The sequence below is a fragment of the Advenella kashmirensis WT001 genome, from assembly GCF_000219915.2.
GTDB lineage: Bacteria > Pseudomonadota > Gammaproteobacteria > Burkholderiales > Burkholderiaceae_B > Advenella > Advenella kashmirensis.
In genome coordinates this window covers 2,573,970-2,594,996 of sequence record NC_017964.1, presented here as the reverse complement: position 1 = coordinate 2,594,996, position 21,027 = coordinate 2,573,970, and the positions used below count along the sequence as shown (strand labels likewise).

Sequence of the window (21,027 nt, the reverse complement as noted above, 5' to 3'; positions counted from 1 at the left end):
ACATGGCACACAGCTTACCTCCACTTCCCTATGAAATGGATGCACTTGCTCCCACAATTTCTAAAGAAACGCTCGAATACCACTATGGCAAACATCATAAGGCCTATGTTGACAAGCTGAACGAACTGATCCCTGGTACAGAATTCGAAAACGCCAGCCTGGAAGAGATCGTGAAAAAATCTGATGGCGTGATGTTCAATCAGGCAGCGCAGATCTGGAATCACACTTTCTACTGGAACAGCCTGACACCTGGTGGCAGCGAACCGGCAGGCGCCGTGCTCGAAGGCATCAACAAAAAATGGGGCAGTGTTGATAAATTCAAAGAAGAATTCAACAAAGCTGCAGCAGGCAACTTTGGTTCAGGCTGGACCTGGCTGGTGAAAAAAACCGACGGTTCGCTCGATATCGTCAATACCAGCAATGCCAAAACACCGTTGACCACAGACGACGTTCCGCTGCTGACCTGTGATGTCTGGGAGCACGCTTACTATATTGACTATCGTAACGCGCGCCCCAAATATCTGGAATCTTTCTGGAAACTGGCTAACTGGGATTTTGCCAGCAAAAATCTGGGTTGATAACGCCAGGCAGGGATTTATCCCCGCATGAAAAAACCGCCAGTGCAGTGTATGCCTGGCGGTTTTTTTTGGGCTGCGGCGCATTGCGCATCAACGCATGCATTGCTCGACAATCGTGACGATATCTGCAGATGTATCGGGAGCCACTCGCAGGGTCACGCGCGACCCGGCATTGGAATCAAGAGAGCGTGGCGTAACGCTGATTTTTGCTTTTGGGTCATTCGGTCCTGGAATGCCGCCAAAATAATAGTCGGCATCGGACTCTGTCAAGTGGGCCGCTGGATAGGGGCCTTTCCAGCCGTTGATAATGCAATTGGCCAGTTGTTTGGGTTGAACATCGGAATTTCGTTCAATAGCCGGTTTTTGATATTCGGGCAGGGTTATGCCTGCGCAGCCAGCCAGCAAGCTTATGCAGCTTCCCAGCAGGGCGATCCTGATTCCTTTCATATATAACCTTTACTGTAGTGTTGCCGGCACGCCATCTTTTGCAGCGGGCAGGGTGTCCGGTATGACAGCCTTGATATTATCACCGACGCGGATGCGGTGGCTACGAAACCAGTCACGGTTCATCTCCAATGCGTAGCGGGCATCTGCGCCGGAGCAATGCGGCACTTCGCTATGCGGCTGCATTTCGTCTATGGCGACAATGGTGCCGTGCCTGTCCAGGAAGGCGATGGAAAGGGGGATCAGGGTGTTTTTCATCCAGAAACAGCGGGGCTGATCGTCAACAAACACAAAAAGCATCCCGTGATCACGTGCCAGCGTTTTGCGATGCATCAGCCCTTTGGCACGCAACGGCTCGGTATCGGCCACTTCAGCGGTGATCTTGTTGTTGTTGATCTGCAATGAGATATTTGCGGAGGAGGTGCCGGAAACAGACGACCCGGAAACAGAAACGCGGGCTACAGCAATCCGTGGGGCCAGCAATAGGCCTGCCAGGATGGTGCAGCCCGCAATAAGCGCTAACCGCAAGAACCTTGATGCGGGCAGGGATATGGACATAGTCTGTAATTATACAGGCTATGCTGCCATTATATTAAGTGCCTGTTGCCCTTTTGGACCTTGTGCAATCTCGAAAGTAACGCGCTGACCTTCTTTGAGTGTTTTGAATCCATTCATTTGGATGGAAGAAAAGTGGGCAAAAAGGTCTTCGCCGCCGCCATCGGGTGTAATGAAACCGAATCCTTTGGCGTCGTTAAACCATTTCACGGTCCCGGTCTGTTTGTTACCGCCTTCTTCCGGGACTGATGTTTCTGTTGTTTCTGACATTCTTACAGCCTCTGCTCAAGATTTTACCAACCCATGGCAAATGACCGGTGACGCGCCATATGCCGAAAAGATACTGAAACAGCTTTGTGGATACTATTTTTCAGTATAAATAAATGATGCGGATTAAAATTATGTGAGTCAATAGTGGAAATTACCGATAATTCTGGGGTTCATAAACAACACCACTTGAAATATCGTATAAAGTATCAATATAAAGACTTTCTTAAGCAGGTTTGGTATGGCTCAGCAGTCAGGCATTGTCACTGAAGCGCAAAAGGCAAAATTGGCGCCCCCACCCATGTATCAGGTGTTACTGCTAAACGACGATTACACCCCGATGGACTTCGTGGTTTCGGTTTTACAAAAGATTTTTTCGAAAACAGAAGAAGAAGCCACGGTGATCATGTTAAAAGTACATCATGATGGCAAGGGAGTGTGTGGCGTTTATACCAGAGATATTGCCGCCACCAAGGTGGCAACGGTTGCGCAGTACGCGCGTTCTCATCAGCACCCTTTGCAGTGCGTGATGGAACCCGTGGATTTGTAATGGTCCTGGCATTTCCAGGGCAGTTGTTTAGACGGAGGAAATTGTGATTTCTCAAGAACTCGAAGTGACACTTCATATGGCATTTGTGGATGCGCGTTCGGCACGCCACGAATTTATTACCGTCGAACACCTGTTGCTGGTACTGCTGGACAATGCGGCCGCCAGAGAGGTACTGGCCGCGTGCGACGCCGATATCGAACAGTTGCGCAGCAAGCTGCGCGCCTTTATTGACGCCAATACGCCGATCGTGGGCGGCTCCGATGAAGTAGATACGCAGCCAACCCTGGGTTTTCAGCGCGTTATCCAGCGGGCCATCATGCATGTCTCCTCCAATGGCAATGCGAAAAGCCCGGCCACCGGCGCCAACGTGCTGGTTGCCATTTTCAGTGAAAAAGATTCCCATGCCGTGTTCTATCTGCAAGAGCAGAACGTGACACGCCTGGACGTGGTCAACTATATCTCCCACGGTATCACCAAGTCTGCTGCGCCATCGCCAGACGAAAGTGCTGCGCCTGCCGAGCCGCAAGCCGGCGAATCCGAAGAGAACAAATCGCCGCTCGCACTGTATGCTTCCGATTTGAATGCGCTGGCCAAGGCTGGCAAAATTGATCCGCTGATCGGGCGGGACAGTGAAATCGAGCGGGTGGTGCAAATTCTGTGCCGGCGCCGCAAGAACAACCCCCTGCTGGTCGGAGAGGCGGGCGTAGGCAAAACCGCGATTGCCGAAGGCCTCGCGCTGCGTATCTCAACGGGCAATGTGCCTGACATTCTGTCCAAGGCCCGCGTCTATGCACTGGACATGGGTTCATTGCTGGCCGGCACCAAATACCGGGGCGACTTCGAGCAGCGTCTGAAAGCCGTGCTCAAACAACTGGCCAGCCAGCCCGATGCGGTCTTGTTTATCGACGAAATTCACACATTGATTGGTGCCGGTTCTGCCTCAGGCGGCACCATGGACGCTTCCAACCTGCTTAAACCGGCGTTGTCTTCGGGCGCGCTGCGTTGCATGGGGGCGACCACCTACAAGGAATATCGCGGTATTTTCGAAAAAGATCACGCGCTGTCGCGTCGCTTTCAGAAAATCGACGTCAGCGAGCCGACGGTTGAACAGACCATCCTTATCCTGCGCGGTCTCAAGTCCAAATTCGAAGAACACCACCACGTTCGTTATTCGGCGGCCGCCATTACCGCGGCGGCAGAGCTGTCTGCCAAACATATCAATGACCGGCATTTGCCGGACAAAGCCATTGATGTACTGGACGAGAGCGGCGCGGCGCAGCGGCTGTTGCCTAAGTCACGGCAGAAAAAAGTCATCGGCAAGGCCGAAATTGAAAACGTCGTGTCCAAAATGGCCCGGATTCCGCCGCAGTCAGTCAGCACCGATGACCGTAATAAGCTGGCGACGCTGGATCGTGACCTGAAAACAGTGGTTTTTGGCCAGGATGCTGCCATTACGGCACTGGCCTCTGCGATCAAGATGTCACGCTCTGGCCTGGGCAAACCCGATAAGCCGATTGGTTCCTTCCTGTTTTCCGGTCCCACGGGCGTGGGCAAGACCGAGGTGGCTAAACAGCTGGCCTTCATTCTTGGCGTCGAACTAATTCGCTTTGATATGTCCGAATATATGGAGCGCCACGCGGTATCGCGCCTGATCGGTGCGCCTCCGGGCTATGTCGGTTTTGATCAGGGTGGCTTGTTGACCGAAGCGGTCAATAAGCAGCCGCACAGCGTATTGCTGCTTGACGAGATTGAAAAGGCCCATCCGGATATTTTCAATATCCTGCTGCAGGTCATGGATCACGGCGTGCTTACCGATAACAACGGTCGCAAGTCCGACTTCCGTAACGTTGTCATTATCATGACCACCAATGCCGGAGCTGAATTGCTCAACCGTCGTTCCATCGGTTTTGCCGACAGTCGCCAGAGCGGCGACGAGATGGCTGAAATCAAGCGGATGTTCTCGCCGGAGTTCCGTAACCGGCTGGATGCCATCATTCCGTTTGCATCGTTGTCTGAAGACATTATCATGCGCGTGGTGGACAAATTCCTGATTGAGCTTGAGCACCAGCTGCAGGCCAAACGGGTAGAGGCGACTTTTACCGATGGTCTGCGGCAGCATCTGGCCAAAAAAGGCTTTGATCCGCTGATGGGCGCGCGCCCATGCAACGGCTGATCCAGGACGTGATTCGCCGTGCTCTGGCAGACGAACTGCTGTTTGGCCGCCTGGCAAATGGCGGGTCAGTCTATGTCGATATCGATGACAAAGACGAAGTCACGCTCACTTTCAATGATTCCGATCCGAAGGAAAAAAAGGATTCTGAGGAAGAAGCGCTGGTCTCCTGAGTATGACGGGCAATTACATCGCCTGCCATCATTGCGGGCAACTGCATGAACGAAGCGCGCTGGTCTCGGGCCAGCGCGCTTCTTGCGTGCGTTGCGGCACGGTCTTGTGGTCGCAGGGCGTGCTTAACAGTTCGGCCTGGCTTGCAATTGTCCTGGCCTCGCTCATCGCCTTTATCATTGCCAGTTTTATGCCGGTGGGCACCATCACGGCAGTCGGGCTCAAAAGCAGTTCCACTTTTCTGGAAGCGGTCGCTGCGACGTGGCGCGCCGGTTATCCCAGTGTTGCCATCATGTGCTTTGCCACCGGCTTTCTGATGCCGTTGCTGGATGCCTGATTCTGGCCTGGCTCCTGGCGTTTTCGCGCAAGGGACGGCGCGCGCCAGGGCTCAATCAGCTGAGTCGCTGGCTGCATCTGGTGCGACCGTGGGCCATGGTTCCGGTATTCATGCTGGGTGCACTCGTGGCCATCGTCAAACTGGCCGATATGGCCTCGCTCACGCCTGGGGCCGGTTTGTGGGCTTATGCGGCGCTCACGTTTTTGCTTACCGGTCTGAGCAAGCTCAATTCCGAACGGATCTGGCTGCTGGCCGAACAGGATGGTGCCGTCAAGAACATACCAGTGACCATCGACCAGCAGCAGTTCCCCCTGGACTGCGAGATATGCGGCCAGATTACCATGAGCGCGGAACCAGAGGCGCAGTGTCAGCGCTGCCATAATCATGTGCATTTTCGCAAACCTGAGCACAGAACCCGTACGCTGGCCATTTTGCTTACCGCTATTATTCTGTACTTTCCGGCCAATCTCTATCCTGTCATGATTAACACCACGGTATTGGGCGGCACCGCTTCCCATACCATTCTGGGCGGCATTCTGGAATTGTGGAATCTAGGGTCCTGGGATCTGGCGCTGATCGTATTTATCGCCAGTTTTGTGGTGCCGCTGACAAAAATTGTCATTCTGGGCATTTTGATCGGTCGTTCGCCCCAGGGCCGTCGTGATACGATGATGCGGTACACGCGCATGTATCAGACCGTGGAACTGATTGGCCAATGGTCCATGCTGGACGTCTTCGTGGTCATCCTGCTGACGTCGCTGGTCGATTTCGGCTCACTGATGTCGGTCAGGCCCGATATTGGCGCCGCTGCCTTTGGTATGGTTGTGGTCGTTACCATGCTTGCGACAATGAATTTCGACATTCGAAAGGGCTGGGATGAGGTCGATGACGATATCGAACAGCCCGGCTATCAGCCGGCAGCCACTGCACCCACCTTTTCTTAGTCCCCTAATTGGCGAACAAACAGGAACGGATCATCGTTTATTCTATAGAATGCATAGTTTACTGAACCAGTTGCCGGCAGGAGCATCATATGTCTGAAAAAGATCTGCCACCATCGGACGCTTCCGAGCGCCCGTCGCAAGGCGGGGCGTCGCCGGCCGATCATCAAACACCCGCGTCCGGGCAGGCAGCAGGCGCCGCGGCACAAGGCCAGGGCGGCTCGGCTCAGGAACATGCACAGGCCGGCACACAGAACGTTTCCTCCAACCAGCCTAATCCGGTGATCGCCAAGACGCCGGTCATCACGCAAAAGAAAAATAAAAATATTTCGTGGATCTGGCTGGTGCCTCTCATCGCTGCAATCATCGGATTATCGTTGCTGGTGCGTGGCTATATGCAACAAGGGCCGATTGCGACCGTGACTTTCAAAACGGCAGAGGGCCTGGAAATTGACAAGACTCAGGTGCGCTATAAGGATGTCGTGGTGGGCACGGTGACTGATATTACCCTGACCGACGACCACAATTCGGTGCTGGTGCAGGTATCGTTCAAGCAAAACGCCGAGTTTCTGATGCGTGAAGGGGCCCGGTTCTGGGTGGTCAAGCCGCGCCTGGCTGCCAGTGGCGTGTCCGGGCTGGGCACGCTGGTGTCCGGCGCCTATATCGGCGTGGACATTGATGATTCGCATCAGAGCAAGGCAGAATATCGCAATGAATTTGTCGGCCTGGAAAAGCCGCCTGAGCTAGTCAGCGGCCGACCTGGCAAACGGTTTACCATTACCGCTCCCAGTCTGAATTCTCTTGATTTGGGCTCGCCGGTCCTGTACCGCCGCCTGGAGGTAGGCAGGTGATCAACTACACGCTCAGCAAGGATGGCAAAGGCGTTGAAGTCCAGATTTTTGTTGATGCGCCCTATGATCGCTTTGTCACCAAGGACAGCCGCTTCTGGAATGCCAGCGGCGTTGACCTGTCCCTGAATGCAGGGGGGCTCAATCTGAAAACCCAGTCACTGGTTTCCGTTCTGGCCGGCGGGATTTCCTTCGGCCAATTACCGTCCAGCGATGAAAAGACACCGCCCGAACCGGCGCCTGACGGAACCCGGTTTGTACTGAACCCGACAGAAGATAAGGCCCTGGCCAGGCCTGATGGGCTTGCCTTTCCGATACGCATGAAGTTCGACAAGTCGGTCAGGGGCTTGCAGACAGGCTCAGCCATTGATTTCAAGGGTATTCTGTTGGGTGAAGTCAAAAATATCTCCATGGAATTTGATATTGCCACCAAAGAAACCACGGTGATTGTCGACGGTGTGATCTATGAGAATCGGTTAGGCGCCGCGATACCCGAAGCGCAACGGCGCGACAAAAATGGCGAAGCGCTTCATGATGTGGCGCTCAAGGAGTTTGTCAGCAGCGGCATTCAGGCGCAATTGCGTTTTGCCAATATTTTTACCGGTCAGTTGTACGTGGCATTGGATTATTTCCCGGAGATGGCCAAAAAGCCGCCAGTTCCAGACGTCAACAAGCAGCCGGTGCAAATTGCTACTGTGCCTGGCAGCTTTGACGAATTGCAGCAGCAGCTGAATGTCATCGTTGAAAAACTGAAAAACCTGCCGATAGACTCTATTGGTCATTCGCTTGATGAGACCTTGCAAAGCATATCCAAACTGGCGCGTACCCTGGATTCCACCATGGTGCCGGCCCTGACCACGACCGTACAGAAAGCGGGTCGTTCGCTGGATGGCGTCAATAAAACCCTCGGCAGTGTTCGTGGCGTGGTGGCCGACGAGAGCCCGGTCATGCTGCAGCTCAATGGCATGATCAAGGAACTGTCGCGGGCGGCCAAGTCCATTCGCAGCCTGGGCGACTATCTGCAGGCCGAGCCCAGTTCGCTGATTCGAGGTCGTTCGCAAGACAACATCCCGTTCAAGGAAAGTCAATGATGAGGCGTAATTTGTCCGCAACCCTGCGACCATTGGCGTTGATCGCCGTTACTACCATGCTCGGCGCCTGCGCCTCTGCACCTACGCAATATTACACGCTGGCCGCCACCGATTCGGCCAATGTGCAGGGCGCGGCCCGATACGGTGTCAACATCCATGATGTGACCATTCCCGATGTCGTGGATAAACCGCAATTGATGATTCGCAGTTCAACCGATTCGTCGGCCGTGGTTCCTCTCAATGGCTCGCGCTGGGCGGGTTCATTGCAGGATGAAATCCAGAAAACCCTATCGGCCAATCTGGTGAGCCGTCTTGGGGCCATCAATATTCAGGGTATTACCGGCAGTGAACAGAAGCTGCCGGTCTGGTTGATTCAGACCACTTTTCATCGCTTTGATATGATTCTGAACAAAGCAGCGGTGATTGACGCCACCTGGCGCATCAACCGGTGCGCATGGGGGCACAATCGATCCCGTGTTTGCCAGACCAGGATCCAGGTTCAGGCCGGCAGCGGCGTCGATGCATTGGTGCATAGCCAGTCGCAGGCGCTCGCTCTATTGTCCGATGTGATTGCGGGGGCCATCGATGGCCGTACCCAGGTGCGAGCGACCGATGGCGCCAGATTCAGTCGCTGGGCTGTCATTCGGGTTAGAATGCGGCCACTTCTTGCAGTGTTCTGTCGGGGGGCGAGCTGTTGCATAACCCTGAGGCGGCGCAAGATACATTGTTTCTCCAGAGGTTTATCCATGAAATTGAAGACTACCATTTGTGCCGGCCTGCTTGCCGCAACTCTTACGCCACTGGCTTTTGCGGATGTGACTGTGGGCATTACCCTTTCGACCACCGGCCCGGCGGCGGCCATTGGCATTCAGTCGCGCAATGCGATTGACCTGTGGCCCAAAACGCTGGGCGGCGAGCCCGCCAAATATATCGTGCTTGATGATGGCACCGATGTGAGCAAAGCAGTGCGCAATGCCCGCAAGCTGACCTCCGAAGACAAAATCGATATTCTGGTGGGACCCAATACGACTGCGGCTGCCCTGGCAATTCTGGATGTGCTGAAGGAAACGAAGACGCCCATGATCGCCCTGGCGGCATCAGCCGCCATTGTGACGCCGCCCGATGATCCGGGTCGCCACTGGGCCTTCAAGATGCCGCAGAATGACAGCCTGATGGCCCAGGTGCTGGTCGAAGACATGGTCAGGAAAGGCTTCAAGAAAATCGCCTTTATCGGTTATGCCGACTCTTACGGAGAAAACTGGTGGAAGGAGTTTTCCAACCTGGCAGCCGGCAAGGTGGATGTGGTTGCTCGCGAGTCGTATCAGCGGACCGACCCGTCGGTTACCGGACAGGTGCTCAAGCTGATGGCAGCCAAGCCCGACGCTATCCTGATTGCCGGTTCCGGTACGCCTGCCGTGCTTCCTGGAAAAACGCTCAAGCAACGTGGCTACAAAGGAGTGATCTATCAGACTCACGGCATTGGTACGCTGGAGTTCTTGCAAGTGGGCGGCAAGGATGTAGAAGGCACCTTGTTCCCTACCGGTCCGGGTGTGGTCGCCAAAGGCTTGCCCGATACCAATCCGGTCAAGAAAGTGGCCAGCGAATTTACAGAGAAATATGAAGCCAAATACGGCGCCAATTCAGCCACGCAGTTTGCTGGCGACGCCTGGGGGGCGTATATGGTACTGGACAATGCCGTGAAGCAGGCGCTGCAGCACAAAGTCCAGCCGGGCACACCGCAGTTTCGCAGTGCCTTGCGTGACGCCATTGAATCGACCAAAGAGCTCACCGTACCCAATGGCGTGCTGAATATTTCTGCCAAGGATCACCAGGGCTTTGATAACCGCGCCCGTGTCATGGGAAAAATCGAGGACGGCCGCTTCCAGTATGCTGCAGAATAATAATGCAGGATATGGCTGTGCGGTAAGGCGCGCATAAGCCATTGAGCCTGTACAGGTATGAGAGAGGGACCGCATCTTTGTGCAAAAACAGGATGCGGTCTTTTTTTGCCAGGGCCGCAAAGCAAACTGGCATCACACCGCTCTAATTGCAAGTGTGATGCCAGGTGATAATTGCCGTGGTGCCTGTTGCGATTGCGCCTGCTGCGATCGTGACAGCTGCGGCGCTTTATGTTTGCAAGCCAGGCATTCTTGCATTACTGTGCGGTGGCACCGGAGATTTTAACGATCTCCTTGTATTTTGCCATTTCACTTTTGACCTTCGCAGCAAACTCCTCGGGAGAGGATGGCTTGGTATCCGAGCCCATGGTCAGCAGTTGTTTCTTGACGGCTTCGTCCTGCATGGCGGCGGCAAAGGCCTGGTGCAAGGTGTTGACGACAGCATCGGGCGTACCGCCAGTGGCAAAAATACCGAACCATGTGCTGATATCAAAATCCTTGATGCCAGAGGCTTCCATGGTAGGCACAGCTTTCATGATGTTTGATGTGGCTTTGGTGGTCAGCGCCAGGGCGCGCACCTTGCCGTCATTGACCAGGGGCAGGGCAGAGGCCAGGTTATCGAACATAAACTGGGTCTGGTCCGAGAGCAGCGAGAGTTTGGCGGGGCTGGCGCCTGATAGGGAACATGCACAGCATCAATGCCAGTGCGCTGCTTGAGTAGTTCGCCGGCAAGGTGGCCCGCACTGCCGTTGCCGCCCGAGGCGTAATTGAGCTTGCCGGGATTTTTTTTGGCAAATTCAAGCAGTGACGCAACATCCTTGATATTGTTTTTGTCCGAGAATGCCGTACTGACCACCAGCACATTGGGTACTTCGGATACCAGCAATACGGGTTCGAAATCCTTCACCGGATCGTAATTCAGGCTTTTGTACAGCCACGGGTTGATCGCGTGTGTCGCGACCGCGCCCATGACGATGGAATAGCCATCGGGCTTGGCGCGAGCGACCATGCTTGCACCGATATTGCCGCCCGCGCCTGGTTTATTTTCCACAATAATGGTTTGTTTCAGCGTCTTGCCCGCATGTTCAGCCAGCAGACGCGCCACGCCATCGAGCGGGCCGCCGGGAGAATAGGGCACAACAAAGGTAATTGGCTTGCTCGGATACGATTTTTCCTGAGCCAAGACCGGTTGCAGCAGGGCGGCACCCATCAGGGTGGCCAGTGCGCTTTTTAACAGCGTTCGTTTTGTCTGATTCATTACTTTTTCCTGGAAAATAAAGGGGACCGGCGTCGTATGAGCTAACCGCTCCAGCTGTTTTACGGGTACCGGTTGCCAGGCCCCGTGCTCTGGAATGCGATGGACATCATACGGTGCCGACCGATGCTGCAGCCGTGTCAGTGGCTGCCGGTACTGCCAAAACCGCCTGTGCCGCGTTCGCTTTGTGTAAATTGCTCAACGACATTGAACGACACTTGCATGACGGGTACGACGACCAGTTGCGCGATGCGCTCCATGGGTTTTAAAACAAAAGGCGTCTGGCTGCGGTTCCAGACGGAGACCATCAGGGGGCCCTGATAGTCGGCGTCGATCAGTCCGACCAGATTACCCAGCACGATACCGCTTTTATGTCCCAGGCCCGAGCGCGGCAAAATCATGGCGGCATAGCCAGGATCCTGCAAATAAATGGAAATGCCCGTAGGCACCAGCAGCGAGGCGCCGGGCGCCAGGGTTTGCTCCTGGTCGACGCAGGCACGCAAATCCAGTCCGGCCGAGCCGGTAGTGGCATAGGTTGGCAACTGGTCGCGCATGCGTTCATCTAAAATTTTGACATCAAGTTTCATGTTTGTTTCTTGGTTTTGACTGAAGTGGGAAATCGTTTGGCGGCATTGCGGATCCGCCTGAAAATAATAAACAGAATGACCAGAATGAAGATCAGCGGTCCACCCACGCCGTCCATGTCCAGGCCGTTACCAGGGCCGGCGTTGTTGGCCAGGATAAAAACGGCCACGGCAATCAATCCTGCCACCAGGGCAAAGGGAAAAGACGAGCTCTTTTTCTTTGCAGATGCAGCCGGCCGGGTTTCAAATCCGGTGTGCTGCTTGCCGCTAGGTGGCACGGGAAAGCCGATATCCGCCTGGCCACTCCCAACCGTTGCCGTCCCGGCGGCGGTGCTGCGTGGCGTGCCGGCTGGCGTCGCTTTGCTATTGCCCCGTGCTTTTGTATCAACCAGCTGAGAGGGAAAGCCCGAGGAAAAGTCCGGGTTCACTGCCTGTTCCTTCATATCAAAATGGCGACTCAGTTCTTCTACATAACTGGCAAAGTCGCCATTTCTGGGTTCGCGGTAGTCCATATTCATTGTTGCGCTCCATTGGCTGTCACTGCGTGGATAGCTGCGTTTTGCTGCGCCGGCGTCACGGATTTTTCACGGCTGACGTCCAGCCCGCTTTCGCCTTGAAACGATAGCGATGATACACACCACTGCCAGTATTGCTAGGATGGCGGCGCTGCCTGTTGCGCCCAGCGCATCGGCTCCACGCACGCCAAGATACCCGGGCAACAGCAGCCATGGGAACCAGATCGCCCCGGAAAGCACATTGGCCAGCTGAAATCGCCCCTGTGGCATCTTCATTATGCCAGCCATGCCGGGGATAAGCGAGCGGAATGCGCCCATGAAGCGACCTGCAAATACCGCCAGAAAGCCATATCGGTAAAACAGCAGACGGGCCCGTGCGACCGAGCGCCGGCGTTTGCGCAGGGCGCCGCTTTTAAGCAGGGCGGGGCCGTAGGCGTTGCCAATCCAGTAGGAAACGGCATCACCCAGGATGCGCCCGCGATTCCCCATAGCAGTACGTCGGTAAAGTGGAGCGTACCATTGGCAATCAATATCCCTGTCAGCGGCAAGATGACGGTCGCCGGAACGAATAAGCCAACGATCAGCAGTGATTCTCCGAAAGACACCAGGCCGATTACCGGCCCGGCCCAGTGTTGATGCAGGGTGATAAATGCCAGAATCTGATCAATATAGGGTTGCATCGGTGATCGGGATGAGGCGGCCTGGGCCGGCGATCAAGGGCGTGTGGAGGTGTTGGATCTGAGGGTGCGGTTGGCGATTTCTGCGATCAGTCGCCGCGCGGCATCCAGCTTATCCAGTACGGGCAGGGGGTGGCTACCCTGATCGTCGAACAGCACCATGCGGGACTGATCCGACTCCATGGTTTCCTGAGCCAGATTGCCGACCAGCAGGGGTATTTTTTTTCGTTTGCGCTTGGCTTCGGCATAGTCGTGCAGGTTTTCGGTTTCAGCGGCAAAACCAACACACCATGGGCCTGGGCCAGGGCGGCCACTTCAGCAGAATATCCGGATTTTCGGTCAGCGTCAGGTCCAGGCCACTTTGGGCACCGGTTTTTTTAACTTTCTGGGCTTGCGTATTGCTGACCCGCCAGTCTGCTACAGCCGCTACCGAGATAAAGATGTCCTGCTCCGGCGCCAGTTGCATGACGTGGGCATGCATTTGCCGGGCTGTTTTTACATTGATGCGATCAACGCCGTAAGGCGCATCCAGCGCAGTGGGGCCGGAGACCAGCGTCACGCGCGCACCGGCTTCCCAGGCAGCGCGGGCAATGGCGTAACCCATTTTTCCCGAGGACCGGTTGCTGATAAAGCGAACCGGATCAATATCTTCCTGTGTCGGTCCCGCGGTCACCAGAATGTTTTTGCCGGCAAGTGCTTTGCTCTGGAAGAAAGCGTGCGTTTCAAAAACAATCTGCTCCGGTTCCAGCATGCGTCCATCGCCCACCTCGCCACAGGCCTGCGAGCCGCTGGCCGGTCCCCAGAGCCTGACGCCGTCATTGCGCAGTTGCGCCGCATTGCGTTGCGTTGCCGGATGGCCCCACATTTCCCGATTCATGGCAGGCACCACCACCAGCGGGCACATCCCGCGCGCCAGACACACCGTCGAGAGCAAATCGTCTGCCAGGCCATGAGCCAGTTTGGCCATGAAATCGGCGCTGCCCGGTACGACCAGAATCAGATCGGCCTGGCGACTCAGATTGATGTGCGCCATGCTGTTTTCCATGCGCTCGTCCAGCGTTTCGGTATACACCGGATTGCCGGAGAGCGCCTGGAATGTTGTGGGTGTGACGAACTGGGTTGCCGCATGCGTCATGGCAACCGTGATGGTCGCGCCGTGATCCTGCAGCCGGCGCACCAGTTCAGCCGCCTTGTAGCAGGCGATGCCGCCGGTGACGCCGATCAGGATACGCTTGCCGGAAAGCGGACTCATGTCTGTTGCTCCCTTTTGTTGCGCAGATAGCGCAGCAGTTCATCCAGGACCAGCAGTACGGCCCCGATGGTAATAAACGTGTCGGCCAGATTGAACGCCGGGAAATAGGCGTCGTTCCAGTAAAACAGCAGAAAATCAATGACATGCCCGTAGAGCGTTCTGTCTATGACGTTGCCGATGGCCCCGGCCAGTATCAGCGCCAGCGCCAGGCAGAAAAGCGGCTGCTCGCGGTGCTTGCGCAGCAGATACAGAATGAACGCCGACGCGGCCAGGCCCAGCGCCATGAAAAACCAGCGCTGCCAGCCAGCGCCGTCTGCCAGCATGCTGAAGGCTGCACCCTGATTGTAGATCAGAATGAAATCGAAGAACGGCAGCACATTCACGCGTTGCAGATACTCGAAATTCTGCTCAAAGTACTGTTTGCTGATTTGGTCTGCGGCGAGCAGCACCAATGCCAGCGCAATCCACATCATATACGGTATAACGCGTGCCGCCGGCTGTACTGCCTTATGCATAGTGCCTGTCCTCGCCACCGTGATGCAGATTATCGTCACAGCGTGAGCAAATATCCGGATGGTCGGCAATGGTGCCCACTTCTTCGCGATAATGCCAGCACCGTTCGCACTTGCGATGCTCGGATGGCGTGATTGTGAAATTGACACCTTCGCCCGGTGCGCCGGCATGTACCGTTGCACGTGACACGATAAATACAAAGCGCAGATCATCGTTCAGGCTTTGCAGATATTCCAGATCCAGTCCGTCGGCGAACACGTCAACCTCGGCCTGCAGCGCTGAACCGATCCGGCCGGCGCTGCGCACGTCTTCCAGTTGCTTGTTCAGATCGGCGCGAATCTGCAGGATGCGTTGCCACTTTTTACTTAATGCTGCGTGATCAGCCACTTCGGGCAGAGTGTGGAATACTTCGGTAAAGATCGTGACGGTGCTTGCGCTGTCAGTGTTTTTCAGCGTTGATTTCTGCAGTTCCTGCCAGGCCTCTTCGGCTGTAAAAGACAGCACCGGCGCCAGCAGCTTGAGCAGGCTCAGCGTGATGTGCAACAGGGCTGTTTGCGCCGAGCGCCGTGCCAGGCTATTGCGATCAGTGACATACAGGCGATCCTTGAGCGTGTCCAGATAGAACGAACCCAGATCTTCCGAACAGAAAATCTGCAGGCGCGCCATGGCCGGATGGAAATTGAATTCGTCGTAATAGGCGGTCACTTCATTTTGCATATCCAGCGTCAGCGCCAGCGCATATTGGTCAACTTCGAACAACTGGCTGGTTTCCACCATATCTTTTGCGGCATCGAAATCATTCAGATTGCCCAGCAGGAAACACACGGTGTTGCGGATACGGCGGTAACCTTCGACCACGCGCTTGAGGATCTGGTCGGAAATGGACAATTCACCCGAATAATCGGTAGAAGCGGTCCACAGTCTGATGATTTCGGCACCCAGCGAGTCGGATACTTTCTGCGGAGCAATCACATTGCCCATCGACTTGCTCATCTTGCGTCCCTGACCGTCGACGACGAAGCCGTGGGTCAGCAGGTTGCGGTAGGGTGGCTCGCCAAACAGCATGGAGGAAGTCAACAGCGACGAATGGAACCAGCCACGATGCTGATCCGATCCTTCCAGGTACAAGTCGGCCGGCCAGCGCAGCGTATCGGAATGCGAACCGGTGGTGGCATTGTCCTTGCCGCCCAGGACCGTAAAATGGGTGGTACCTGAATCGAACCAGACGTCCAGCGTGTCGCGGTTTTTCTCGTAATGCACGGCGTCTTCGCCCAGCAGTTCTGCCGGATCCAGCGCCTGCCACGCTTCAATACCCTGCTTTTCGACGCGCTGTGCAATCTGTTCAAGCAGTTCAACCGTGCGCGGATGCAACTGGCCGGTTTCCTTGTGCACGAAAAACGCCATGGGCACGCCCCACTGGCGCTGGCGTGAGAGCGTCCAGTCTGGACGATTGGCGATCATTGCATGCAGGCGGGCGCGTCCCCAGGCTGGATAAAAGCCGGTGGCGTCAATGCCTGCCAGTGCTTTTTCGCGTAGCGTGCCGGTGTGATCATTGGGCTGGCGATCCATGCCGGCAAACCACTGGCTGGTTGCGCGATAGATGATAGGCGTTTTATGACGCCAGCAATGCATGTAGCTGTGTTTGAGCGATTCCACATGCAGCAATGTTCCGGCGTCCTGCATTGCCTTGACGATATCCGGGTTCGCTTCCCAAATCGTCTTGCCGCCGAATAACGGCAGGGAGGGCACGTATTTGCCATCGCCCATGACAGGGCTGATGATATCTGCATCCGGCATGCCGTTGGCCTTGCAGGACTGGAAATCTTCTACACCGTAGGCGGGGGCGGAGTGCACAATACCCGTGCCGGTATCCACCGTGACATAGTCACCCAGGTAGACTGGAGACAGGCGATCATAGCCGGCGTCTGCGGTGGCCAGCGGATGGCGGAACGCAATATGGTCCAGCGCCTGCCCGGTACACTCGGCGATAACCGAGCCCTGCAACTGCCAGTGTTCCAGGCAGGCCTGCACGCGATCCTTGGCCAGCAGCAACAATGGGCCGGTAGGCAGCGGCTCGTTCAGGCGCACCAGGGCATAGACCACTTCCGGGTGCACATTCAGGGCCTGGTTGGAGGGAATGGTCCAGGGCGTTGTGGTCCAGATGACGACGGCGCCATCCTCTACGCTATCGCGGCCGAAAGCGGCAGCCAGTTTATCTTTCTGGGCAAAGGGAAAGGCCACGTCGATGGCCGGATCCTTGCGGTCGGCGTATTCCACTTCCGCTTCAGCCAGGGCCGAGCCGCAGTCAAAGCACCAGTTCACCGGTTTGAGGCCGCGGAACACGTAGCCTTTTTCCATGATGCGCGCCAGTGCCCGCAATTCATTGGCTTCATTGCCGTAGTTCATGGTCAGATAGGGATTCTCCCAGTCGCCCAGCACACCCAGCCGTTTGAAGTCGGCGCGCTGGCGGTCAATCTGCTCCAGGGCATAGGCGCGGGCCTTTGACTGTACCTCAGCGACCGGCAGGTTCTTGCCGTATTTTTTCTCAATCTGGATTTCGATGGGCATGCCGTGGCAGTCCCAGCCCGGGACATAAGGCGCGTCAAAGCCAGCCATCGTGCGGCTTTTGAGAATAATGTCCTTGAGAATCTTGTTGACCGCATGACCGATATGAATATCGCCATTCGCATACGGCGGGCCGTCGTGCAAAATGTAGGCAGGGCGACCAGCGCAGGCCTTGCGAATCGCCTGGTACACTTTCTTTTCCTCCCATTCAAGCACCCAGCCGGGTTCGCGTTTTGGCAGGTTTCCCCGCATCGGGAAGGGGGTTTCAGGCAGATTCAGGGTGTTCTTATAATCCATGGACAGCAAAGTAGTTGCGAGCAACGTCCGCATCGTGGCGGATGGCGTCAGTCAGAGTTTGTAAATCGGGGAATTTTTCTTCGTCCCGCACGGCGTGCAAAAAGCTTATTGTAATAAGTTTACCGTATGCCGATACGTTTTTATCGAGAATATGCACTTCCAGCAGGACTTGTCCGTCCTCTTCGACGGTCGGGCGCACGCCAAGACTGGCAATCGCTGCCAGCGGCCCGGCCTCCAGTCCCTCCACCCGGACGACGTATATGCCCGAGCGCAAGGCGCAGCGCGGCATGACTCGGACATTGAGCGTCGGAAAGCCGATAGTGCGACCAAGCTTGCGACCATGCACCACATGACCGCTGATTTGATAGGGGTGGCCAAGAAATTCGCTGGCCCGTTCAATATCTGCGTAGGCCAGCGCATGGCGCAATTCTGAGCTGGAATAGCGCACGCCATTAGGATCCAGGACATCGCGCAGCGTCTCCACCTCAAAGTCGAACCGTGCACCGGCTTCGCGCAGCAGGGCAATGTTGCCGCGTCGCTTGCTGCCGAAGCGGAAGTCTTCGCCGACATAAAGCCACTTGACCGCCAACTGGCGCACCAGGATATCCTCTATGAACTGTTCCGGCGTCTGTTGGGCAAATGCCTGGTCAAAGCGCCGGATATGAATATGCCGGATGCCGCAACACGACAGGGAGCGTACTTTGTCTCGCAGGGTTGAGATCCGCGTAGGCGCCAGCTCGGGGCGCTGTTCGCGCAAGGCGAAGTATTCGCGCGGGTGCGGCACAAATGTCATGACTGACGGCACCAATGCCTTGCTGGCTGCGGTTTGCACGACATGCGAGAGCAACTGCTGATGACCCAGGTGGACGCCATCGAAATTACCAATGGTAAGGGCGCTGCCGCTTTGGGCAGCCGAGGCAAAAGCCTGACGGGAGATTTGAAGAGGATTTTTCACGCCATACAGTTTACAATTTTAAACTTGAAAGCATTACGGAAGTGTTCAGTTGAAACCAACAAATCCTGCGGCAGCCCGGGTCGTCATCCTTATTTCCGGGCGCGGCTCCAATATGAAAGCCTGGTGCATGCCGCAAGCCAAATGGCAAATGTCAAGATCAGCGCCGTCATCTCGCATAGTGCCAACAGCGAAGGATTGGTCTGGGCGCGGGCGCAGGGTATTCAGACCGAACAACTGGTGTATGATGCGGCAGGCGGCCAGACCCGCGTTCAGTATGATCAGGCGCTGGCCGCATGCATTGATCGCTATCAGCCTGATCTGGTGCTGCTCGCCGGCTTCATGCGCATTCTGAGCGATGCGTTCGTGCAGCACTACGCCGGGCGGCTGATCAATATACATCCTTCACTTCTGCCCTGTTTCCGGGACTGCATACTCACCAGCAGGCACTGGATGCCGGGGTACGTGTTCATGGCTGCAGCGTGCATTTTGTTATTCCCGAGCTGGACCAGGGCCCATCATCGCTCAGGCGGTTGTTCCCGTCATGGCTGACGATACCGTCCAGAGCCTGGAGCAGCGGGTGCTGGTCATGGAGCATAAGCTCTATCCCCAGGTCATGCGCTGGCTCGCGCAAAAAGCAGTGTTTCTGGATGAACAAGGCAAAGTAGGCTTTACAGAAAAACTGCCCTTACAGCAGTTTTACGCAGACACGGAATATGTCAGCTGATATATCGCGTATATCGTTTACCGGTATCGTTCGCAGCGGCACCGGATATTTCACTATTGATATACCCCATTTGACATATCGTTCAATCAGGCAAAAATTATGACAATCAAATCCGCTAGAAAAGACACAGGACGCCGTTCTGTGAAACCCGATTTCACCCGACGCACGCCGCGCGCACCTCAGCCCGGTGCGCGCCAGCGGGGCGTCTACACCATTCGCCTGGGTCAGATCCGCGACGTTCTGAACGAAGTGCTCAAGTGGAAACATCCGGCAGATGCCGTGTTGTCTGCCTGGTTCCGGGCCAACAAATCGCTGGGCGGACGCGATCGCAATGAAGTGGCCGAGGCGGTGTTCGATGTGCTGCGTCATTTGCGTCGCTACCGGCAATACGCCGAAAGCGGTACAGGGCCTGCGCTGGAGCGCCTGGCCATTCTGGGACTGGCCTCGGTCGTGGGCAAGGACACCATTGCCGGCCAGCTTTCTGAAGAAGAGAAAAGCTGGCTGTTGCGCATGGACACCATCGACCCGGCTTCGCTGGCTCCTGAAATACGCGCCAGCCTGCCTGACTGGCTGTACGAACATATGAGCCAGCTGGACGAATTTGAAAGCCTGATCGCAGCGCTCAATACCAAGGCGCCGCTTGATCTGCGTGTGAACCCCTTCAAGGTCGACAGGGATACAGTATTGGCCCAAATGAAGGATACACCGGTGGCCGAGTTTGACCCGCAGCCGACACCGTATTCGCCCTGGGGCATTCGGCTCAACGGCAAGCCGGCCATTTCCCGCTGGGCCCTGTTCGAAAACGGCTCGCTGGAAGTGCAGGATGAAGGCAGTCAGTTGCTGGCGCTGCTGGTCGGACCAAAACGTACCGATATGGTGATTGATTTTTGCGCCGGCGCTGGCGGCAAAACATTGTTGCTGGGCGCATTGATGCGCTCGGCCGGTCGCTTTATGCCTTGGATGTATCGGCTGCGCGTCTGGCCAAAGCCAAGCCCCGTATCGCCCGTAGCGGCCTGTCGAACGTGACGCCGATTGCCATATCGAACGAAAATGATACCCGTGTGAAACGACTGGCCGGCAAGGCCGACAAGGTGCTGGTCGATGCGCCGTGTACCGGTGTCGGCACATTGCGGCGCAATCCTGATCTCAAGTGGCGTCAGTCTCCGGCCAGCGTGCAGGAACTGACTGAACTGCAGGCGCGCATTCTGAACAGTGCTGCACGCTGTGTCGCACCGGGCGGTCGGCTGGTGTATTCCACCTGCAGCGTGCTGCCGCAGGAAAACGAACAGCAGGTGGATGCGTTTCTGGCAGCGCATCCCGAATTCACACTGCTTAACGCCCAGGCGGTACTGGGAGACCGCTGCCCTGACCTGGGCATGACGACGCCTTATCTGAAGCTGCGCCCGGATGTTCACGGCACTGACGGCTTTTTTGCAGCTGTACTGGAACGCAGCAAATAAATTTACTGCCGCCCGGAACCTCTTGTTGTCAAAATGGTCTTAAAATAGAGAAATAGGCGCTTAAAACCCGCTAATTTCTCTGTGAATGTGCGTTTGTAACCTTGCGCAACACAATCGGCCTATAAACCCGCATTGCAGACTGGAAATAGGGCTATATTTAAATAAAAGCAGCCAGTACTGTGTCAGAATAATGACATTCTGCTCACGACTTGCTCAAAATCAAGAAAAAAGGCAATTTAATTTTTTCTTAGTTAAATCATAGTGTTATAATTCCTGCGCGATTTGATATCGCTCAGCATCCTGCCCGAATAAGGGCACACTGCCCGCCGCAGCGGGCCAATGCCCGGCAATCGACGGGCATCTCAGGAGACCTTAAAGGG

17 protein-coding genes and 6 pseudogenes are annotated in these 21,027 nt (G+C 55.8%); 12 read left to right on the top strand and 11 right to left on the bottom strand.

The features are described 5' to 3' along the window. The first annotated feature begins 2 nt into the window (after positions 1-2). On the top strand, positions 3-578 hold the full coding sequence (locus TKWG_RS12190) for a superoxide dismutase (RefSeq protein ID WP_014751123.1): 576 nt from the start codon (positions 3-5) through the stop codon (positions 576-578). A 90-nt stretch (positions 579-668) separates the two neighbouring features. Here TKWG_RS12190 and TKWG_RS12185 read toward each other — a convergent pair whose 3' ends face one another. The 3 genes from TKWG_RS12185 to TKWG_RS12175 form a co-directional block, all read right to left on the bottom strand. Further along, entirely contained in the window at positions 669-1,025 is a 357-nt protein-coding gene (locus tag TKWG_RS12185; RefSeq protein WP_014751122.1) for a hypothetical protein, read from the bottom strand. 9 nt (positions 1,026-1,034) lie between these two features. After that, positions 1,035-1,424 carry a DUF192 domain-containing protein gene (locus tag TKWG_RS22575; RefSeq protein ID WP_171815161.1) on the bottom strand — a complete coding sequence of 130 codons (390 nt, stop codon included), beginning with the start codon at positions 1,422-1,424 and terminating at the stop codon, positions 1,035-1,037. Between the two features lie 174 nt (positions 1,425-1,598). Beyond that, positions 1,599-1,847, bottom strand: coding sequence for a cold-shock protein (locus TKWG_RS12175; protein ID WP_014751120.1), 249 nt, complete (start codon positions 1,845-1,847; stop codon positions 1,599-1,601). A gap of 238 nt (positions 1,848-2,085) precedes the next feature. Here TKWG_RS12175 and clpS point away from each other — a divergent pair, with 238 nt between their 5' ends. From clpS to TKWG_RS24955, 9 genes and pseudogenes are all read left to right on the top strand, one after another. Beyond that, positions 2,086-2,394 (top strand): ATP-dependent Clp protease adapter ClpS, encoded by a 309-nt coding sequence (clpS, locus tag TKWG_RS12170; RefSeq protein ID WP_014751119.1) that lies wholly within the window; start codon positions 2,086-2,088, stop codon positions 2,392-2,394. A 43-nt stretch (positions 2,395-2,437) separates the two neighbouring features. Further along, positions 2,438-4,567: an ATP-dependent Clp protease ATP-binding subunit ClpA gene (gene clpA, locus TKWG_RS12165; protein ID WP_014751118.1), complete on the top strand. Its 2,130-nt coding sequence runs from the start codon at positions 2,438-2,440 to the stop codon at positions 4,565-4,567. Continuing rightward, a complete protein-coding gene (locus TKWG_RS27160) occupies positions 4,555-4,737 on the top strand; it encodes an ATP-dependent Clp protease ATP-binding protein ClpA (RefSeq protein ID WP_014751117.1) in 183 nt (60 codons plus the stop codon). Before clpA ends, TKWG_RS27160 begins: the two co-directional genes overlap by 13 nt. A 2-nt stretch (positions 4,738-4,739) precedes the next feature. Then, positions 4,740-5,257 (top strand): annotated as a pseudogene (locus tag TKWG_RS27155) (paraquat-inducible protein A); the annotation flags it as partial. A gap of 156 nt (positions 5,258-5,413) precedes the next feature. Beyond that, positions 5,414-6,016, top strand: a complete 603-nt coding sequence (locus TKWG_RS27150; protein ID WP_407636927.1) for a paraquat-inducible protein A — start codon at positions 5,414-5,416, stop codon at positions 6,014-6,016. A gap of 89 nt (positions 6,017-6,105) precedes the next feature. Continuing rightward, positions 6,106-6,864: an MlaD family protein gene (locus TKWG_RS21610; protein WP_050981609.1), complete on the top strand. Its 759-nt coding sequence runs from the start codon at positions 6,106-6,108 to the stop codon at positions 6,862-6,864. Continuing rightward, complete coding sequence (locus tag TKWG_RS12155) at positions 6,861-7,952, top strand: PqiB family protein (RefSeq protein WP_050981608.1); 1,092 nt, start codon at positions 6,861-6,863, stop codon at positions 7,950-7,952. Before TKWG_RS21610 ends, TKWG_RS12155 begins: the two co-directional genes overlap by 4 nt. Continuing rightward, positions 7,949-8,515, top strand: a pseudogene (locus tag TKWG_RS24960) (PqiC family protein); the annotation flags it as partial. The gene TKWG_RS12155 and the pseudogene TKWG_RS24960, both read left to right, overlap by 4 nt. A 183-nt stretch (positions 8,516-8,698) precedes the next feature. Then, on the top strand, positions 8,699-9,853 hold the full coding sequence (locus TKWG_RS24955) for an ABC transporter substrate-binding protein (RefSeq protein WP_050981721.1): 1,155 nt from the start codon (positions 8,699-8,701) through the stop codon (positions 9,851-9,853). A gap of 254 nt (positions 9,854-10,107) precedes the next feature. On the opposite strand, the pseudogene TKWG_RS12145 reads toward TKWG_RS24955, so the two are convergent. From TKWG_RS12145 to TKWG_RS12110, 8 genes and pseudogenes are all read right to left on the bottom strand, one after another. Then, positions 10,108-11,108, bottom strand: a pseudogene (locus TKWG_RS12145) (Bug family tripartite tricarboxylate transporter substrate binding protein). 137 nt (positions 11,109-11,245) lie between these two features. Further along, positions 11,246-11,692 carry a dUTP diphosphatase gene (gene dut / locus TKWG_RS12140; protein WP_014751113.1) on the bottom strand — a complete coding sequence of 149 codons (447 nt, stop codon included), beginning with the start codon at positions 11,690-11,692 and terminating at the stop codon, positions 11,246-11,248. Next, positions 11,689-12,207 (bottom strand): hypothetical protein, encoded by a 519-nt coding sequence (locus tag TKWG_RS12135; RefSeq protein WP_014751112.1) that lies wholly within the window; start codon positions 12,205-12,207, stop codon positions 11,689-11,691. The genes dut and TKWG_RS12135 overlap by 4 nt, the downstream gene beginning before the upstream one ends. Positions 12,208-12,273: 66 nt before the next feature. After that, on the bottom strand, positions 12,274-12,693 hold the full coding sequence (locus tag TKWG_RS12130) for a DedA family protein (RefSeq protein ID WP_014751111.1): 420 nt from the start codon (positions 12,691-12,693) through the stop codon (positions 12,274-12,276). A 224-nt stretch (positions 12,694-12,917) separates the two neighbouring features. Continuing rightward, a pseudogene (gene coaBC / locus TKWG_RS12125) lies at positions 12,918-14,133 on the bottom strand (bifunctional phosphopantothenoylcysteine decarboxylase/phosphopantothenate--cysteine ligase CoaBC). Next, positions 14,130-14,648 carry a signal peptidase II gene (gene lspA, locus TKWG_RS12120; RefSeq protein ID WP_014751110.1) on the bottom strand — a complete coding sequence of 173 codons (519 nt, stop codon included), beginning with the start codon at positions 14,646-14,648 and terminating at the stop codon, positions 14,130-14,132. Before lspA ends, coaBC begins: the two are co-directional and overlap by 4 nt. After that, on the bottom strand, positions 14,641-17,508 hold the full coding sequence (ileS, locus tag TKWG_RS12115; RefSeq protein ID WP_014751109.1) for an isoleucine--tRNA ligase: 2,868 nt from the start codon (positions 17,506-17,508) through the stop codon (positions 14,641-14,643). Before ileS ends, lspA begins: the two co-directional genes overlap by 8 nt. Next, on the bottom strand, positions 17,498-18,463 hold the full coding sequence (locus TKWG_RS12110) for a bifunctional riboflavin kinase/FAD synthetase (RefSeq protein ID WP_041709471.1): 966 nt from the start codon (positions 18,461-18,463) through the stop codon (positions 17,498-17,500). Before TKWG_RS12110 ends, ileS begins: the two co-directional genes overlap by 11 nt. 112 nt (positions 18,464-18,575) lie before the next feature. On the opposite strand from TKWG_RS12110, the pseudogene purN reads away from it, so the two are divergent. Continuing rightward, positions 18,576-19,187 (top strand): annotated as a pseudogene (gene purN, locus TKWG_RS12105) (phosphoribosylglycinamide formyltransferase). A 99-nt stretch (positions 19,188-19,286) separates the two neighbouring features. Continuing rightward, positions 19,287-20,647, top strand: a pseudogene (locus tag TKWG_RS12100) (RsmB/NOP family class I SAM-dependent RNA methyltransferase). Positions 20,648-21,027 lie beyond the last annotated feature (380 nt).

What these genes read in the sequence shown, in the direction of transcription:
- TKWG_RS21610 (WP_050981609.1), top strand. Translation starts at nt 6,106, where the DNA reads ATGTCTGAAAAAGATCTGCCACCATCGGACGCTTCCGAGCGCCCGTCG.
- TKWG_RS12185 (WP_014751122.1), bottom strand. Translation starts at nt 1,025, where the DNA reads ATGAAAGGAATCAGGATCGCCCTGCTGGGAAGCTGCATAAGCTTGCTG.
- TKWG_RS12190 (WP_014751123.1), top strand. Translation starts at nt 3, where the DNA reads ATGGCACACAGCTTACCTCCACTTCCCTATGAAATGGATGCACTTGCT.
- TKWG_RS12130 (WP_014751111.1), bottom strand. Translation starts at nt 12,693, where the DNA reads ATGGGGAATCGCGGGCGCATCCTGGGTGATGCCGTTTCCTACTGGATT.
- clpS (WP_014751119.1), top strand. Translation starts at nt 2,086, where the DNA reads ATGGCTCAGCAGTCAGGCATTGTCACTGAAGCGCAAAAGGCAAAATTG.
- ileS (WP_014751109.1), bottom strand. Translation starts at nt 17,508, where the DNA reads ATGGATTATAAGAACACCCTGAATCTGCCTGAAACCCCCTTCCCGATG.
- lspA (WP_014751110.1), bottom strand. Translation starts at nt 14,648, where the DNA reads ATGCATAAGGCAGTACAGCCGGCGGCACGCGTTATACCGTATATGATG.
- TKWG_RS24955 (WP_050981721.1), top strand. Translation starts at nt 8,699, where the DNA reads ATGAAATTGAAGACTACCATTTGTGCCGGCCTGCTTGCCGCAACTCTT.
- TKWG_RS27160 (WP_014751117.1), top strand. Translation starts at nt 4,555, where the DNA reads ATGCAACGGCTGATCCAGGACGTGATTCGCCGTGCTCTGGCAGACGAA.
- TKWG_RS27150 (WP_407636927.1), top strand. Translation starts at nt 5,414, where the DNA reads ATGAGCGCGGAACCAGAGGCGCAGTGTCAGCGCTGCCATAATCATGTG.
- dut (WP_014751113.1), bottom strand. Translation starts at nt 11,692, where the DNA reads ATGAAACTTGATGTCAAAATTTTAGATGAACGCATGCGCGACCAGTTG.
- TKWG_RS12175 (WP_014751120.1), bottom strand. Translation starts at nt 1,847, where the DNA reads ATGTCAGAAACAACAGAAACATCAGTCCCGGAAGAAGGCGGTAACAAA.
- TKWG_RS12135 (WP_014751112.1), bottom strand. Translation starts at nt 12,207, where the DNA reads ATGAATATGGACTACCGCGAACCCAGAAATGGCGACTTTGCCAGTTAT.